14 protein-coding genes are annotated in these 13,548 nt (G+C 78.5%); 5 read left to right on the top strand and 9 right to left on the bottom strand.

What is annotated here, in order from left to right; translation table 11 throughout:
* Positions 1-14: 14 nt before the first annotated feature.
* Complete coding sequence (locus ACRYM2_RS07330; RefSeq protein WP_432521101.1) at positions 15-1,424, bottom strand: MFS transporter; 1,410 nt, start codon at positions 1,422-1,424, stop codon at positions 15-17.
* A 34-nt stretch (positions 1,425-1,458) separates the two neighbouring features.
* Positions 1,459-2,391 carry a LysR family transcriptional regulator gene (locus tag ACRYM2_RS07325; RefSeq protein ID WP_432521099.1) on the bottom strand — a complete coding sequence of 311 codons (933 nt, stop codon included), beginning with the start codon at positions 2,389-2,391 and terminating at the stop codon, positions 1,459-1,461.
* Positions 2,392-2,463: 72 nt separating this feature from the next.
* Between ACRYM2_RS07325 and ACRYM2_RS07320 the strand changes: the two genes are divergently transcribed.
* Positions 2,464-3,435: a DMT family transporter gene (locus ACRYM2_RS07320; protein ID WP_432521097.1), complete on the top strand. Its 972-nt coding sequence runs from the start codon at positions 2,464-2,466 to the stop codon at positions 3,433-3,435.
* Here ACRYM2_RS07320 and ACRYM2_RS07315 read toward each other — a convergent pair.
* The gene (locus ACRYM2_RS07315; RefSeq protein ID WP_432521095.1) at positions 3,350-3,880 is read right to left on the bottom strand and encodes a GNAT family N-acetyltransferase; all 531 of its coding nucleotides are present in this window, start codon (positions 3,878-3,880) and stop codon (positions 3,350-3,352) included. The genes ACRYM2_RS07320 and ACRYM2_RS07315 overlap by 86 nt on opposite strands.
* Before the next feature lie 47 nt (positions 3,881-3,927).
* On the opposite strand from ACRYM2_RS07315, the gene ACRYM2_RS07310 reads away from it, so the two are divergent.
* Complete coding sequence (locus ACRYM2_RS07310) at positions 3,928-5,028, top strand: adenosine deaminase (RefSeq protein WP_432521093.1); 1,101 nt, start codon at positions 3,928-3,930, stop codon at positions 5,026-5,028.
* Here ACRYM2_RS07310 and ACRYM2_RS07305 read toward each other — a convergent pair.
* Complete coding sequence (locus tag ACRYM2_RS07305; protein WP_432521091.1) at positions 5,000-5,989, bottom strand: helix-turn-helix transcriptional regulator; 990 nt, start codon at positions 5,987-5,989, stop codon at positions 5,000-5,002. The genes ACRYM2_RS07310 and ACRYM2_RS07305 overlap by 29 nt on opposite strands.
* 61 nt (positions 5,990-6,050) lie before the next feature.
* Between ACRYM2_RS07305 and ACRYM2_RS07300 the strand changes: the two genes are divergently transcribed.
* A complete protein-coding gene (locus ACRYM2_RS07300; RefSeq protein WP_432521089.1) occupies positions 6,051-6,701 on the top strand; it encodes a TIGR03086 family metal-binding protein in 651 nt (216 codons plus the stop codon).
* Between the two features lie 26 nt (positions 6,702-6,727).
* Here ACRYM2_RS07300 and rsgA read toward each other — a convergent pair whose 3' ends face one another.
* The 4 genes from rsgA to ACRYM2_RS07280 all read right to left on the bottom strand — a co-directional run bounded on the left by rsgA (position 6,728) and on the right by ACRYM2_RS07280 (position 10,380).
* Positions 6,728-7,783 (bottom strand): ribosome small subunit-dependent GTPase A, encoded by a 1,056-nt coding sequence (rsgA, locus tag ACRYM2_RS07295; protein ID WP_432521167.1) that lies wholly within the window; start codon positions 7,781-7,783, stop codon positions 6,728-6,730.
* 72 nt (positions 7,784-7,855) lie between these two features.
* Positions 7,856-8,332, bottom strand: a complete 477-nt coding sequence (locus ACRYM2_RS07290) for a hypothetical protein (protein WP_432521087.1) — start codon at positions 8,330-8,332, stop codon at positions 7,856-7,858.
* A gap of 46 nt (positions 8,333-8,378) precedes the next feature.
* Complete coding sequence (locus ACRYM2_RS07285; protein WP_432521086.1) at positions 8,379-9,026, bottom strand: hypothetical protein; 648 nt, start codon at positions 9,024-9,026, stop codon at positions 8,379-8,381.
* Entirely contained in the window at positions 9,019-10,380 is a 1,362-nt protein-coding gene (locus ACRYM2_RS07280) for an aldehyde dehydrogenase family protein (protein WP_432521085.1), read from the bottom strand. The genes ACRYM2_RS07285 and ACRYM2_RS07280 overlap by 8 nt, the downstream gene beginning before the upstream one ends.
* 79 nt (positions 10,381-10,459) lie before the next feature.
* Between ACRYM2_RS07280 and ACRYM2_RS07275 the strand changes: the two genes are divergently transcribed.
* Entirely contained in the window at positions 10,460-12,001 is a 1,542-nt protein-coding gene (locus ACRYM2_RS07275; RefSeq protein WP_432521084.1) for a PHP domain-containing protein, read from the top strand.
* A 54-nt stretch (positions 12,002-12,055) separates the two neighbouring features.
* Here ACRYM2_RS07275 and ACRYM2_RS07270 read toward each other — a convergent pair whose 3' ends face one another.
* Complete coding sequence (locus ACRYM2_RS07270) at positions 12,056-12,637, bottom strand: P-loop nucleotide/nucleoside kinase family protein (RefSeq protein ID WP_432521082.1); 582 nt, start codon at positions 12,635-12,637, stop codon at positions 12,056-12,058.
* A 161-nt stretch (positions 12,638-12,798) separates the two neighbouring features.
* Between ACRYM2_RS07270 and ACRYM2_RS07265 the strand changes: the two genes are divergently transcribed.
* Positions 12,799-13,464 carry a hypothetical protein gene (locus ACRYM2_RS07265; protein ID WP_432521081.1) on the top strand — a complete coding sequence of 222 codons (666 nt, stop codon included), beginning with the start codon at positions 12,799-12,801 and terminating at the stop codon, positions 13,462-13,464.
* Positions 13,465-13,548: the final 84 nt, after the last annotated feature.

Below are 13,548 nucleotides of genomic sequence, written 5' to 3'. Positions count from 1 at the left end.
GGACCCGTGCTCCGTCAGTGCGTGCCCTGTGAGACCGGCGCGGCCACCCCGTGCGCCGCGGGCAGGCGCACCCGCCGGGCGACCAGGAGCGCCAGCACCGCCAGCAGCGCGCACAGCGGCAGCGTCCCGGCGAACGCCGCCCACCCCGACAGCGTCGAGAACGCGCCGAACAGCAGCCCGGTGAGCGCCAGCGCGGTCGCGCCGCCCGCCGCGTCGGAGGTGTTCAGCGCGGCCGACCCGGCCCCCTCGGCGCCGGCGGGGGACAGCTCCAGGACGAGGACGGTGGTGCGCGGGAAGGCGAACCCCATGCCCAGGCCGGCCACGAACCAGCCGGCGGCCGCGGCCGCCGGGCCCGCCGCCCCGGCCGGGGACAGCACCGCGGTCGCGACCTGGACGAGCACCCCGGCCAGCAGCGCCACGGTGCCGATGCGCACGGCCAGCGCGTGCGGGAGGCGGTGGCCCAGCCGCCCCTGCACCGCCGAGGCGGAGGCCCAGGAGACCGCGGCGGCGGTGAGCACGACCCCGGCCCCCCACACCGGCACCCCGAAGCGCTCGTGCAGCATCAGCGGCAGGTACACCTCGGTGCTGTAGAACGTCGCGGCGAGCAGGCCGCGCAGCGCCACGGTCGCGGGCATCCCGTGCTGCGCGCTCAGGGTCCCGCGCGGCAGCAGCGGCCGCACGCACACCACCAGCACGGCGAGCGCGAGCGCGGCCACCGCCCAGCGCGCCGGGCCGGTGCTGCCCGCCGAGCTGAGGCCCACGACCGCGACGGCGACCCCGGCGGCCAGCGCGAACCGGGTGCCCGGCGAGCCCGCCCGCGCGGGGGCGGCGGGCGCCGGGATGCGCAGGACGGTCGGCAGCACGAGCGCGGCGGCCGCGAGGACGAGCACCAGCACGCCGGAGAACACCCAGGGCCAGCCGATCGACTCGGCGACCAGCCCCGCCAGCGGCGGCCCGACGAGCGAGGGCAGCACCCACGCCGAGGCGAACACCCCGAACACCGCCGGGCGCAGCGGCGGCGGGTAGACGAGGGCGACGACGACGTACAGCGTCACGCTGATCCCGCCCGCGCCCAGCCCCTGCAGGAACCGCGCGGCGACGAAGGCCCCCATCGTCGGGGCCAGGGAGGCGGCCAGCAGGCCGAGGCCGAAGGTGGCGACGGCGGCCAGCAGCGGGCGCGCCGGCCCGCGCCGGTCCGCCCAGCCGCCGGCGACGACCATCCCCAGCACGCTCGCGGCGAGCGTGGCCGAGAACGCGGTGGCGTACGCGCCGCGGCCGTCGAGGTCGGCGCTGACGATCGGCATGACCGTCGTGACGGCCAGGCTCTCGAAGGCGGTCAGGAAGACCAGGGCCGTCGTGCCGACGGTGGTGCGCAGGTGGTGGCGGGAGAAGATCCCCGGCGCCGGGGCGGTGCTGGTGCTCACCCGTCGCACGCTAGGTGCTCCAGCGCGCTGCAGCTCAAGGCGCGCGTCGCGGGCCGTGCGGGCGCCCGCCGTCGGCGGGCCGGGCGGCCACGCGCTGCAGGGCGGCCAGGACCGTGCGCACGCCCCGGCGCGCCAGCGCCTCCGGGCGCAGCAGCGCGTCGACCTGCCGGGCCGGGGCGGCGTCGGCCAGCGCGCGCACGACGACGCCCGGCCCGGGGCCGACGGTGCGGGCCGGCAGCAGCGCCAGCGCGTCGCCGGAGGCCACGACGGAGGCGGCGACGGAGAAGTCGTTGATGCGGTGCACGACCTCCAGCGGCCGCCCGGCCGCGGCGGCGACCGCGTCCAGCGACCCGGCGAGCGGGAACCCCTCGTGGACGGAGATCCACCGCTCGCCCGCCACGTCGGCCACGGCGAGCCGCCGGCGCCCGGCGAGCGGGTGGTCGGCGGCCAGGGCGACGTGCAGCGGCTCGGTGAGCAGCGGCACCACGCGCAGCCGCCGCTCGGGCCAGGCCGGGCCCGCCGGCGGGCGGTGCGCGACGACGACGTCGTGGTCGGCGACGAGCGCGGGGAAGTCGCGCTGGGCGACGTCCTGGTCGCTGCAGCGCAGCGGCGGCCCGCCGGCGGCGGCGACCTCGCGCAGCAGCGGGCCGAACCAGGCCAGCGCCGCGCTCTGGAACGCGGCGACGCCGACGGGGACGCCGGGGGACTCCAGGTGCTCGGAGACGGCGCGGGACGCGGCGTCCAGGGCGGCCGCCACGTCGACGGCGGCCGCTGCCAGCGCCTCGCCCGCGGGGGTGAGGGCCAGCCGCCGGCCCCGGCGCTCGGTCAGGGGGACCGGGCTGGTGCGTTGCAGCGCAGCCAGTTGCTGGGAGACCGCCGACGGCGTGACGTGCAGGGCGCGGGCGACGGCGGCCAGGCTGCCGCGTTCGGACAGCTCCCGCAGCACCACCAGCTGACGCGCATCCATGAAGCGACGCTAACGGAGGGGTTCAGGAACTGGTGGCTGTTCTGAACTGTCCCGGTCCTCCAGGCTCTCGGGGTGAGCACCTCCCGCCCCGCGCGCACCGACCGCCGCGTCGACCTCGTCCTGCTGGGCGTGGCGCTCGTCTGGGGCAGCAGCTACCTGTCCGCCAAGCTGCTCGTCGGCCTCGGCGTCGCCCCGCTGCTGGCGCTGCGCTACGCCGGCGCCGCGCTCGCGCTGGGGCTCGTGGCGGTGGCCGCGGGGGTCCGCCCCGGGCGCGCGGAACTGCGCTGCGGGCTCGTGCTGGGGCTGACGCAGGCCGCGGTGCTGGGCCTGGAGACGCAGGGGCTGGCGGGCACCAGCGCCACCAACGCGGGGCTGCTCATCGCCTCCACCCTGCTGCTCACCCCGCTCGCCGAGTCGCTGGTGCGCCGCCGCTGGCTGCCTCCGTCCTTCTTCGCGGCCGCGCTGGTGGCCCTGGTGGGCATCGGGCTGCTCGTGGGGCGCGGCGGGCTGCACGCCCTGCTGCCCGGGGACCTGCTGGTGCTGGCCGCCGCCGTGGTCCGCGCCGGGCACGTCACCGCCCTCGGCGTGCTCGCCCGGCGCCACCCGCTGGACCTGCGCGCCCTCACCCTCGTGCAGCTGCTCGTGGGGGCGGTGCTCTTCGCCGCCCTGGACCCGCGGGGGCTGGTGGCCGCGGCCGGCGCCGCCACCCCGGGCCAGTGGCTCGGGATCGCCCACCTGGCGCTGGGGTGCACCGTCTTCGCCTTCCTGGCCCAGTCGTGGGCGGTCCGGCGCACCTCCGCCTCGCGCGCCGGCCTGCTGCTGGGCACCGAACCCCTGTGGGCCGTGGCGATCGGGGTGGCGCTCGGCGGCGAGGTGCTCGGGCCGGCCGCCGCGTGCGGTGCGCTGCTGCTGCTGGTGGGGACCTCCTGGGGCCGGCGCGCCGAGGCCCGCGACCGCCTCAGCGCAGCGGTGCCGGCGCCGAGCCGTCCCCCGGGCCCAGCGGCCGCTGCAGGCGCAGCACGTCGTGCCAGCGCCCGTGCTTGAACCCGATGCGGGAGAAGGTGCCGACGACCTCGAAGCCGAGCGCGCGGTGCAGCCCGACGCTGGCCTCGTTCGGCAGGGTGATCCCCGCGACCAGGGTCCGGTACCCGCGTTCGGCCAGCCGCTCGAACAGCGCCTCGTACAGGGCGCGGCCGGCGCCGGTGCGGCGCAGCCCCGGGGCCAGGTAGACGCTCGTCTCGCAGGACCAGGCGTAGGCGGCGCGGGCGGCGAACGGGGCGCCGTAGGCGTAGCCGCGGACCTCGCCGCCCTCCTCCAGCACCAGCCACGCGTGCCCGGCCGAGGCGGCCTCGATGCGGGCGGCCACCTCCGGCGCGTCCGGCGGCTCGGTCTCGAAGGAGACGGCGGTCCCGCGCACGTAGGGCGCGTAGATCCCGGCGCAGGCGGGCGCGTCGGCGGCGGTGGCGGGGCGGATCAGGCGGGTCGGCACGCACCGGATCGTAGGAGCGCCCCCGCGCGGGCTGTCAGGATGGAGCGGTGAGCACTTCCGAGACGACCCTGGAGCGCGTGCGCCGCCTGCCCAAGGTGTCGCTGCACGACCACCTCGACGGCGGCCTGCGGCCCGCGACGATCGTGGAGATCGCCTCCGCCAACGGTCACGCGCTGCCGACGACCGACCCGGCCGAGCTGGGCGCCTGGTTCCGCGACGCCGCCGACTCCGGTTCCCTGGTGCGCTACCTGGAGACCTTCGACCACACGATCGCCGTCATGCAGGACGCCGAGTCGCTGGCCAGGGTGGCCACCGAGGCCGTCCTGGACCTGGCGGCCGACGGCGTGGTCTACGGCGAGCTGCGCTACGCCCCCGAGCAGCACCTGCGCGGCGGGCTGGGCCTGGACGAGGTCGTCGTGGCCGTGGAGGAGGGCATGCGCCGCGGGGAGCGGCTGGCGGCCGAGGCCGGGACGCCGATCCGGGTCGGCACCCTGGTGACGGCCATGCGCCACGCGGACCGCTCGATGGAGATCGCCGAGCTGGCGCTGCGCCACCGCGACGCCGGGGTCGTCGGCTTCGACATCGCCGGCGCCGAGATCGGCTTCCCGCCCTCGAACCACAAGGCGGCCTTCGACCGGCTGCACGCCGACGACTTCCCGGTGACGATCCACGCCGGCGAGGCCGTGGGCCCGGAGAGCATCCGCGACGCCCTGCACACCTGCGGCGCCGAGCGGATCGGCCACGGCGTGCGCATCGTCGAGGACATCGAGCTCGGCGAGGGCCGCGACCGCCTCGGCCTGCCGGTCGCGCGGCTGGGCCGGCTGGCGACGTGGGTGCGCGACCGCGGGATCGTCCTGGAGCTGTGCCCGTCGAGCAACGTGCAGACGGGGGCGGCGACCAGCGTCGCCGAGCACCCGGTGACGGTCCTCAAGGACCTGGGTTTCTCGATCTCGGTGAACACCGACAACCGGCTCATGTCGGGCACCTCGCTGTCGCGGGAGTTCGCGCTGCTCACCGACGAGGCCGGCTGGGACCTGGCCGACGTCGAGCGCGCCACGATCACCGCGCTGTCGGCGTCGTTCCTGCCCTTCCCCGACCGCCTGGCGCTGGCGGGCGAGGTCATCCGCCCGGCGTACGCGCAGGGCTGACGCCCTCGGCGCGGTAGGTGCCGAGCACGTCGCGGGCCGTCTGCACGAGGTCCGCGACGAGCTCGGCGGGTTCCAGGACCTCCACGTCCGCGCCGAACCCCAGCAGGACCGCGCGGGCGGCGGGCAGCGCCCGGAACCGCAGCACGACCTCCTGCCGGTCGCCGGCGAGCGCGCCGAGGGCCGGCTCGTCGACGAGCTGGCCCTCGGCCACCCGCAGGAGCACCTCCAGCGCGCTCCCGCGCACGAGCAGCCGCACGGGTTCGCAGCTCGTGCGCGGTCGCTCCACCTGCTCGCGCAGCGCGCTCCACACCTGCGCCAGCGGCGGCAGGTCCGCGGGCGTGGCCGCGTCGAGGACGTCGACCGCGCTGACGCGCTCGACGCGGAACAGCCGCGGGCGTCCCCGGTGCAGCCCCACGAGGTACCAGGTGCCGCCCTTGGCGACCAGTCCCACCGGGTCGACGGTGCACCGCGAGGAGCGCTCGGCGCCGCTGGAGCGGTAGGTCAGCACGGCGCGGCGCGCGGCGAACACCGCCTCCTGCAGCGCCGCCAGCCAGGGGACCGGGCGCGGCCGGCTGCGCCAGCCCGCGGGTTCGACGATGACCCGTTCCGCGGCCCGCTGCAGCGGCTCGCGCCGCCCCTCGGGGGTGGCCGCCATGAGCTTGCGCAGCGCCGACTCCCAGGCGGGGCGCTGCGGGTCGTCGCTGCCGCTCGTGCCGGAGAACAGCGCCCGCGCCTCGGCGGTGGTGAAACCCGACACGTCGGTGCGCCAGCCGGGCAGCAGCGCGATCCCGCCGCCGCGGCCGCGCTCGGTGTAGACGGGGACCCCGGCGGCCGACAGCGCCTCCACGTCGCGCAGCACGGTCCGCACCGAGACCTCCAGCCGCTGCGCCAGCACGGGCGCGGACAGCCGGCCGTGGGTCTGCAGCAGCAGGACGGTGGACAGCAACCGGTCGGCGCGCACCCGTCGAGGATGCCAGCAGGACATGACAGGAGGTGTCGTGTTTCCCCGGCAGGCTGCCGCCATGACGAACTCCGCCATGACGAGCTCCGCCACCGCTCCCGCCACCGCTGCCGAGCCCGCCACCGACCCCGCCGCACCGCCGGCCGACCCGCGTCCCCTGATGGGCAGCGCCATGGACGTCGTCGAGCGGCTGCTCGTCCTCGTCGGCCCCGCCGACCTCGCCGCGCCGACGCCCTGCGCGGGGTGGAGCGTGCGCGACCTGCTCGCCCACCTCGTGGCCGTGACCCACCGCGTCGCGCACATCGCCCGCGGCGGCCGGCCCTTCGAGCTGCCCTCGCTGGTCGAGGCCGTCCCCGGCGACGACTGGCCGGCCGCCTGGCGCGCCGGGCGCGCGGACCTCGAGGCGGCGTGGGCGGACGACGACCTGCTCACCCGCACCGTCGTGCACCCGGCCGGCGAGATGCCCGGCGCCGTGGCCGGGACGATCTACGTGCAGGAGTTCACCGTGCACGCCGGGGACCTCGCGGCGGCGCTCGGGCGCACCGACCTGCTCGACGACGACCTCGCCCGGCGGATGCTCGAGGTCTCCACGCGGTTCCTGCCCGCCAGCCCGCGCGGCGGGCCCGTCCCCTTCGGCCCCGTCGTCGACGTCCCGGCCGACGCTCCCGCGCACGTGCGGCTGGCCGCCTGGCTGGGCCGGCCCGCCGGCTGAACCCGGCCCCGGGTGCGCGGCCGGGTTCAGCGGCGCTGGGCGCGCACCGCCTTCACCCGCTGCTTCCACTCGCGCTGGCGCTCGGCGCGCAGCCGGGCGTCGGTGCGGGAGGCGAACCACTCCTGCTCGCGCTGCAGCTTGCGGTAGCTCTCCAGCCGGCGGGCGCTGAAGACCCCCGCCTCGATGGCGGCGAGCACGGCGCAGCCGGGTTCGGCGGTGTGCGAGCAGTCGGCGAACCGGCAGTCCACGGCCACCTCCTCGACGTCGGAGAACGTCCGCTCCAGGCCCTCCTCCAGTTCCGCGACGCCGAGGGTGCGCAGACCCGGGGTGTCGAGCAGGACGAGCCCGCCGGGCACCGCGACGAGTTCGCGGGTCACCGTGGTGTGCCGTCCCCGGCCGTCCACCGCGCGCACCGCGCCGGTGGCGAACCGGTCCTCGCCGAGCAGCGCGTTGGCCAGCGTGGACTTTCCCGCGCCGGAGGAACCCAGGAACACCACGGTCCCGGAGAGCCTGTCCCGCAGGCGTTCCACGCTCGCGTCGTCCCGCGTGCTCACCGCGAGCACCTCGACGCCGACGGTGTCGGAGGCCACCTCGGCCACGCGCGCGGCGACCTCGCGCGGTGCGAGGACGTCGGCCTTGGTGAGCGCGACCACCGGCTGGGCGCCGGAGTTCCACGCCAGCGCCAGCAGGCGCTCCACCCGGCCCAGCGTGGAGCGGGTGTCCGCGGCGACGGTGACGACGACCGTGTCGACGTTCGCGGCGAGCTGGTGGTCGACCGATCGCCCGGTCACCGAGGCGCGGGCGAGGACGGTGCGCCGCGGCAGCACCCCGACGACCACGGGGGAACCCGGGCCGTCGAGGCGGACGCCCACCCAGTCGCCCGTCGTGGGCGCCGGCACCGGGACCTGCGCGGGCACGTCGACCCGCTGCGGCCCCAGCGGCGTCTCGACGTCGCAGGCGCCGCGGTGGACGCGCACGACGCGGGCGGGCAGGACGTGCTCGCCGGGGTGCTCGCGCTGGAACCGCACGCGGAAGTCCTCCCAGTGCTGCGCCCACCCGCCGTCCCAGCCGAGGGCGGCCAGGTGGTCCTCGGGTGCGGACGGCGCGGCGGGCGTGGTCTGCGCGGTCTCGGGGTTCTCGGGCACGCGTCGAGGCTAGGTTTCCCCCCGATCCGGGGGCGAGGGGTTTTCGCGCGGCGCGCTCAGCTCGGCGAGCCGGCGCTCCAGGAGCACGAGCAGTTCGACGGACTCCCCGTCGCGGGCCCCGCGGCCCACCTGCAGCGGCGGGTCGGAGGGTTCGAGGCGGACGCCGCGCAGCCGGGCGAGGAGGCGGGGTGCGACGTCCAGGACGTAGAACCCCCCGTCCACGCCCAGGCCGAGGGAACCGTCCCGGCGCAGGTACCAGCCGGTCAGGCCGGTGCGGCAGCGGGCGCGCCCGGCCCGCGCCCGCAGCGGCCCGGCGGCCACCCCGCGCCGCCGCAGCTCGGCGGCGAAGGAGGCCAGCGCCTCCCGCGCCCGCGCGGTCTCCTGCGCCCGGGCGCGCTCGGCGGCCGCCGCGTGGGCCGCGGCCGCCTGGCTGCGGCGGGCCCGCCAGTCCCCGCGCTCGTCGGGTCCCTCGCGCTCGTCGGGCACGGGAGGAACCCTACGGCGGTGGCGGCCCGGTGGCGGGGCGCCGTCCTCAGACGGTGGTCGCCGCCCCGGTGAACAGGGCCGCCACGAGGTCCAGGTCACCGGTGGCGCGCAGCTCCTGCGCGGGCAGCGGGGCCAGCACGCGGGTGCCGGCCGCGGCGCAGGCCAGCCGCAGCGGCGCGTCGAACTCCCGGGCCGTCGCGGCGCGCGCGTCGAGCAGGGAGACCCCCGCGACGGCCCCGCGCACGGTGCCCGGGTCGCGGTCGACGACGGACACCGCGCCGTCGCCGAACTCGGCGGCCAGCAGCACGGCCAGCGCGCCGACGGCGGCGGAGTCGTGCGCGAGGACGCAGCGGGCGCCGGCCGCCAGCGCGGAGCCGAGGGCGCGGGTGGTGCCGAGGAGGTCGGGCGGCGCCAGGACCGCCACCGTCGGCGGGCGGCGCCCGGTCGTGGCGGCGGGCAGCAGCAGGTCCAGCTTGTCGCTCCAGCCGGCCCAGCGCACCAGGGTGTCGACGCACCCGTCGACCTGCGCGACGGCCTCGGAGATGCGGCAGCGGTGGCTGCGGCGCACCGCCTCCACGAGGCGGTTGCGCTCGGCCTCGACCTCGACGGCCGCGGCGAGCAGGGCGCGCCCGCGCCCCAGGGGACCGGCGGCAGCAGCGGCCTCGGCGGGGCGGGTCCCGGCGGGCTCAGCCACGGCAGGCCCGCAGCAGCTCCAGCGCCTCGCGGCGGTGCTCCGGCGGGGCGGGCGCCTCGGCGCCGAGCTCACCGCCCCAGACGCGCACGCTGCCCGCACCCGCCAGGTGGGCGGGCACGTCGGCGGCCGAGCGCACCCCCCGCACGCCCAGCACCGGGCCCGGCGGCGGCCAGGGGCTGTGCCGGCCGACGCGCACGAGCGCCGGCGGGCTCCACCAGCCCTGCTCGGGCAGGCCGTCGGGCACCGGCGCACCGGCCGCCTCGCGGGCGGCCAGCGCCAGGTGCGGGGAGGGCAGCGGGCCGACGGCGGTGGCCCGCTCGAGGGGGTCGCCCACGCGCAGGCGCCGCACCGCGGGGGTCAGCCGCCGCACGAGGGCGTCCGCGAGGCCGCGGGCGACGAGCACCCGGGTCCCGCCGGGGTGCTCGTGGGCGCCGCCGGCGACGGCGGCCAGCAGCACCGGCAGCACGGCCGCGAGGTCGGCGCCGGCCAGCACGACGTGGACGGCGGGGCCGTCGGTGCGCCCCACCAGCGGGACCCCCGCGGGGGCCAGGGCCAGCGCGAGGGCGCGCAGGTCCTCCGCGCAGCCGTCGGCGCGCACGGCCACGAGCTCCCGGTGGGCCCACAGCCGCGCGTCGGTCGCGGCGTCGGCGCCCGGTGCGGTGGCCACGAGCCCGGGCGGCAGACCGGCCTCCTGCAGCAGGGCCGCGAGCCGGGCGGCGCCGGCGGCCGCGGCCGGGCGGGGGCGCAGCAGCACGCCGCAGCCGGTCGCCAGACCCGCCACGACGGCGCCGAGGGCGTCGGCGGCGGCGGTGCGCCAGGTCGTCGGGACGACGACGACGCCACCGCCGGGGCGGGGCCGGGCGCCGGCCTCGGCCAGCTTGTCCGCCCAGCCGGCGGCGGAGAAGGCCGCGGCGTGCGCGGCGGGGCCGTCCACGCTCAGGCCCGCGGCGACGGGGCGGCCGGTGCCCAGGGCGGCGGTGACGGCCAGCGGGCGCACGTGCGCGGCCAGGACGTCGGCGACGGCGAACAGGTGCCGGGCGCGGTCCTCCCCGGACAGCCACGCCCAGTCGGCGCGGCTGACGGCCGCGACGGCCGCGACGACGTCCTCCACGGCCTCGGGGGTGGTGTCCTCGACGTCGAGCAGCCGCTCGCCGCTGGTGGGGGAGCGCACCTCCAGCAGCGGCGCGCTGCCGTCGGAGCCGCTGGCGCGGACGACGTCGGGCAGCTCGGCCGGCAGGTCGTCCCCGCGCTCGGGCAGGTCGGCGGCGGCGGGCAGGACGACGGTGTGCACGCGCAACGGGGTCTCCCGCGGCGCAGCCACGCCGGCGGGAGCATCCGGTAGCGAGGCGCTCACGGAACGTGAGTCTACTGAGGTGGGGAAGCCCGCACGGGGCCGTTCGGCGAGGTCGGGGCGCCGCTGGCAGGGTGGGGCCGTGCACTCCCACGCCCCCTCGCCGTTGCCGCCCGACCCCGTCAGCAGCCCCGGGGACGACCGCGAGTTCGCCTGGTACGCCGGTGACCACCACATCCACACGACGTTCTCGCGCGACGCGATGTACTCCGTGGACGACCAGGTGCGCCGCGCCCGCGAGTGCGGGCTGGACTGGATGGTCATCACCGACCACGGCGGCCCCGACCACGCCAAGCAGTCGGTGGCGCTGCAGACCCCGCTCATCGAGCAGGCCCGCCGCCGGTACCCGGTGCTGGTGTTCCAGGGCATGGAGTGGAACATCCCCGGCGCCGAGCACGCCACGTTCATCGCCCCCGAGCACGAGGACACCCCCGCCCTGCTGGAGCGCTTCGAGCGGATGTTCGACGGCGACGTCCTCGCCGCGACCTCCAACCCCACCGGCCCCCGGCTCATCGAGCACTCCGTGCAGGGCGGGCCGCAGGCCGAGCAGCTCGGGCTCGACGCGCTCGCCTGGCTGGTCGAGGAGCTGCGCACCGGGACGGTCGGCGAGGCCCTGGTGCTCTCCAACCACCCGATGCGCACCGGCCGGGTCTCGCCCTCGAAGGTGCGCGGCTGGCGCGACGCCGCGCCCGGGGTGTTCGTCGGCTGGGAGGGCGCCCCCGGCCACCAGGCCGCGGCGCTGCCGGCACCGCTGGGCCGCGGCCGCGGGCGCGGGCAGTACGACGAGTCCCCGGGCCGCTGGTCCTTCCCCGGCTACGACCTCGACCAGTACCGCACCTGGGGCGGTTTCGACGCGGCGACCGCGCGCATGGGCGGGTTGTGGGACTCGCTGCTCGCCGAGGGGCTGCCGTGGTGGATCACCGCGAACTCCGACAACCACTTCGACCACGGCGACACCGTCGTCGTCGGCGACGCGAGCCGCGCGCACTACGTCGAGCACGGCCACCGCGGCACCCCGGTGGACTCCGGTGTCGTGCAGCACGGCTACGTCGACTTCGCGCCGGGTTTCTACTCCCGCACCTGCGTGGGTTCCGCCCGCCGCGACTACCCCTCCGTCATGGCCGCGCTGCGCGCCGGGCGGGTGTTCGTCGTGCACGGCGGCCTGGTGCGCGCCGTCGAGGCGCGCGTGCGCCCCGGCGGGGAGGGCCCCGGCGTCACCTTCGGCGCGCGCACCTCGGTGCGCCGCGGCGGCGACGTCGAGGTGGAACTGCTCGTCGACCCCGCCGTGGAACCCAACGGCAGCGGCAGCCTCCCGCGCTCGGCGCGCTGGGACGTCATCGTCGGCACCGTCACCGGCCGCGTCGCCGACACCGAGCGCGACCTGTTCGAGGCGCCCGGCACCCGCGTCGTCGAGAGCTTCGAGGTGCCCGCGCACGCCACCGGCCGCCAGCGCTTCCGCACCGTCCTGCGGGGGGTGGCCGACCCGCTGTACGTGCGCTTCCGCGGCAGCGACGGCCGGCACGCCGACGCCGACGGCCACCCCCGCGTCGACCGCATCGGTGACTCCGACCCGTGGGACGACCTGTGGTGCTACACGAACCCCGTGTTCGTCGACGTCGTCTGATACGTCGGCCGGCACCTCGGCCGGCACCTCGGCCGGCACGTCGGCCGGGGCGCGTCAGCCGGGCGGGTCCGGCCGCAGCGACGGCCAGCGCTGCGCGGCCCAGGCCGCCCACGTGCGGTGCCCGGCGGGCGGGTCCGGCACCTCGTCCCCGGACAGCTCGTCGGGACCGGGGTCCTGGAACGCCTCCCGGTAGCCGCGCAGCGCCGCGTCGCTCATCTCGACCTCCTCGTGCGGTGCCGCGGCCCGGCGGGCGTCGACCCGCGCGCGCTGGGTCGCCGGGTCGACGTCCAGGTGCACCAGCCGGCACCGCGCGCCGGCGTCGGTGAACAGCCGGCGCAGGGCCCAGCGCTCGTCGCGGCTCCACAACCCGAAGTCGACGACGACCGAGGTCCCCAGGCGCACCGCGGCCAGCGCCGTGGTCAGCAACCGGCCCTCCAGCACGTCGCGGCGCTCCATCGCGTCCAGCACGCCGAACAGCGGCAGCATCCACTCGTCGGGGGTGAAGCGCAGCGCGGGCAGCTCCCGCTCCAGCTGCCGCGCGCGCACCGTCTTGCCCGCCGCGGGCAGCCCGACGAGCAGGACCGCCACGGGCCGCGGCCCGTGCGCGCGGCCGTCGTCGCCACCGGGGAGCGCCACCCCGCCACCGTGCCGCACCCTGCGCGCCGGCGCACCGGGGTCCCCGCCGCCCGCACGTGCCCGGCAACCGCTGGGGCTGCGCACAGGGCCACCACAGGTGCGTCCCCGAGACAGGAGGGGAGCGCCGGGAGGGCCCGGCGCCACCGGGAGCGGAGGACACCGTGAAGATCACCAAGAGGGTCGTGGCCGCAGGGACCGCCGGCGCCGTCGCCGCCGGCGGGCTGGGGCTGGTCCTGCTGGGCGCGCCGCTGGCGTCCGCGGCGGAGACGGGCACCGGCACCAGCGCGGACGCCGCCGGCGGGGGCCGGCTGCAGGCGATCAGGGACGCGCTGGCCGGGCTCGTCGGCGACGGCACGCTGAGCCAGGAGCAGGCCGACACCGTCGCGAGCACGCTGGACTCCTCCGACGCCCTGCGCGGCGGGCCGGGCGGGCACGGCGGCGGGCGCGGCGTCGACCTCGACGCGGCGGCCGAGGCCATCGGCGTCGGCGCCGAGGAGCTGCGCACCGCGCTGCAGGCGGACGGCGCGACCCTGGCGAGCGTCGCCGCCGAGCACGGGGTGGCGGAGCAGACCCTCGTGGACGCCCTCGTCGCCGCCGCCACCGAGCGGCTGGCGCAGGCCGTCACCGACGGCCGCCTGACGCAGGAGGAGGCCGACGAGCGCACCGCCGACCTGCCCGAGCGCATCGCCGAGCTCGTCGACCGGGAGCTCACCGGCGGACCCGGTGGGCGCGGCGGCCCGCGCGGCGACGCCGGCGCCGCGGAGGGCGGCACGTCGGGCGCCGCGGAGGGCAGCACGTCCGGGAGCGCGTCCGGCACCGCCGCCTGACGGCCCGTCCGGCTCCCGGCGCCCCGGCTCCCGGCGCCCCGACTCCGGCGGTGATCTGGCGCGGTGCACCGCGCAAGATCACCG

This window comes from Kineococcus aridisoli (assembly GCF_050871885.1).
In the GTDB taxonomy this organism is placed as follows: domain Bacteria; phylum Actinomycetota; class Actinomycetes; order Actinomycetales; family Kineococcaceae; genus Kineococcus.
The sequence above is the reverse complement of the archived record's forward strand: the minus strand, read 5'-3'. Positions and strand labels throughout refer to the sequence as shown.

What these genes read in the sequence shown, in the direction of transcription:
- ACRYM2_RS07325 (WP_432521099.1), bottom strand. Translation starts at nt 2,391, where the DNA reads ATGGATGCGCGTCAGCTGGTGGTGCTGCGGGAGCTGTCCGAACGCGGC.
- ACRYM2_RS07300 (WP_432521089.1), top strand. Translation starts at nt 6,051, where the DNA reads ATGACGAACTCCGCCATGACGAGCTCCGCCACCGCTCCCGCCACCGCT.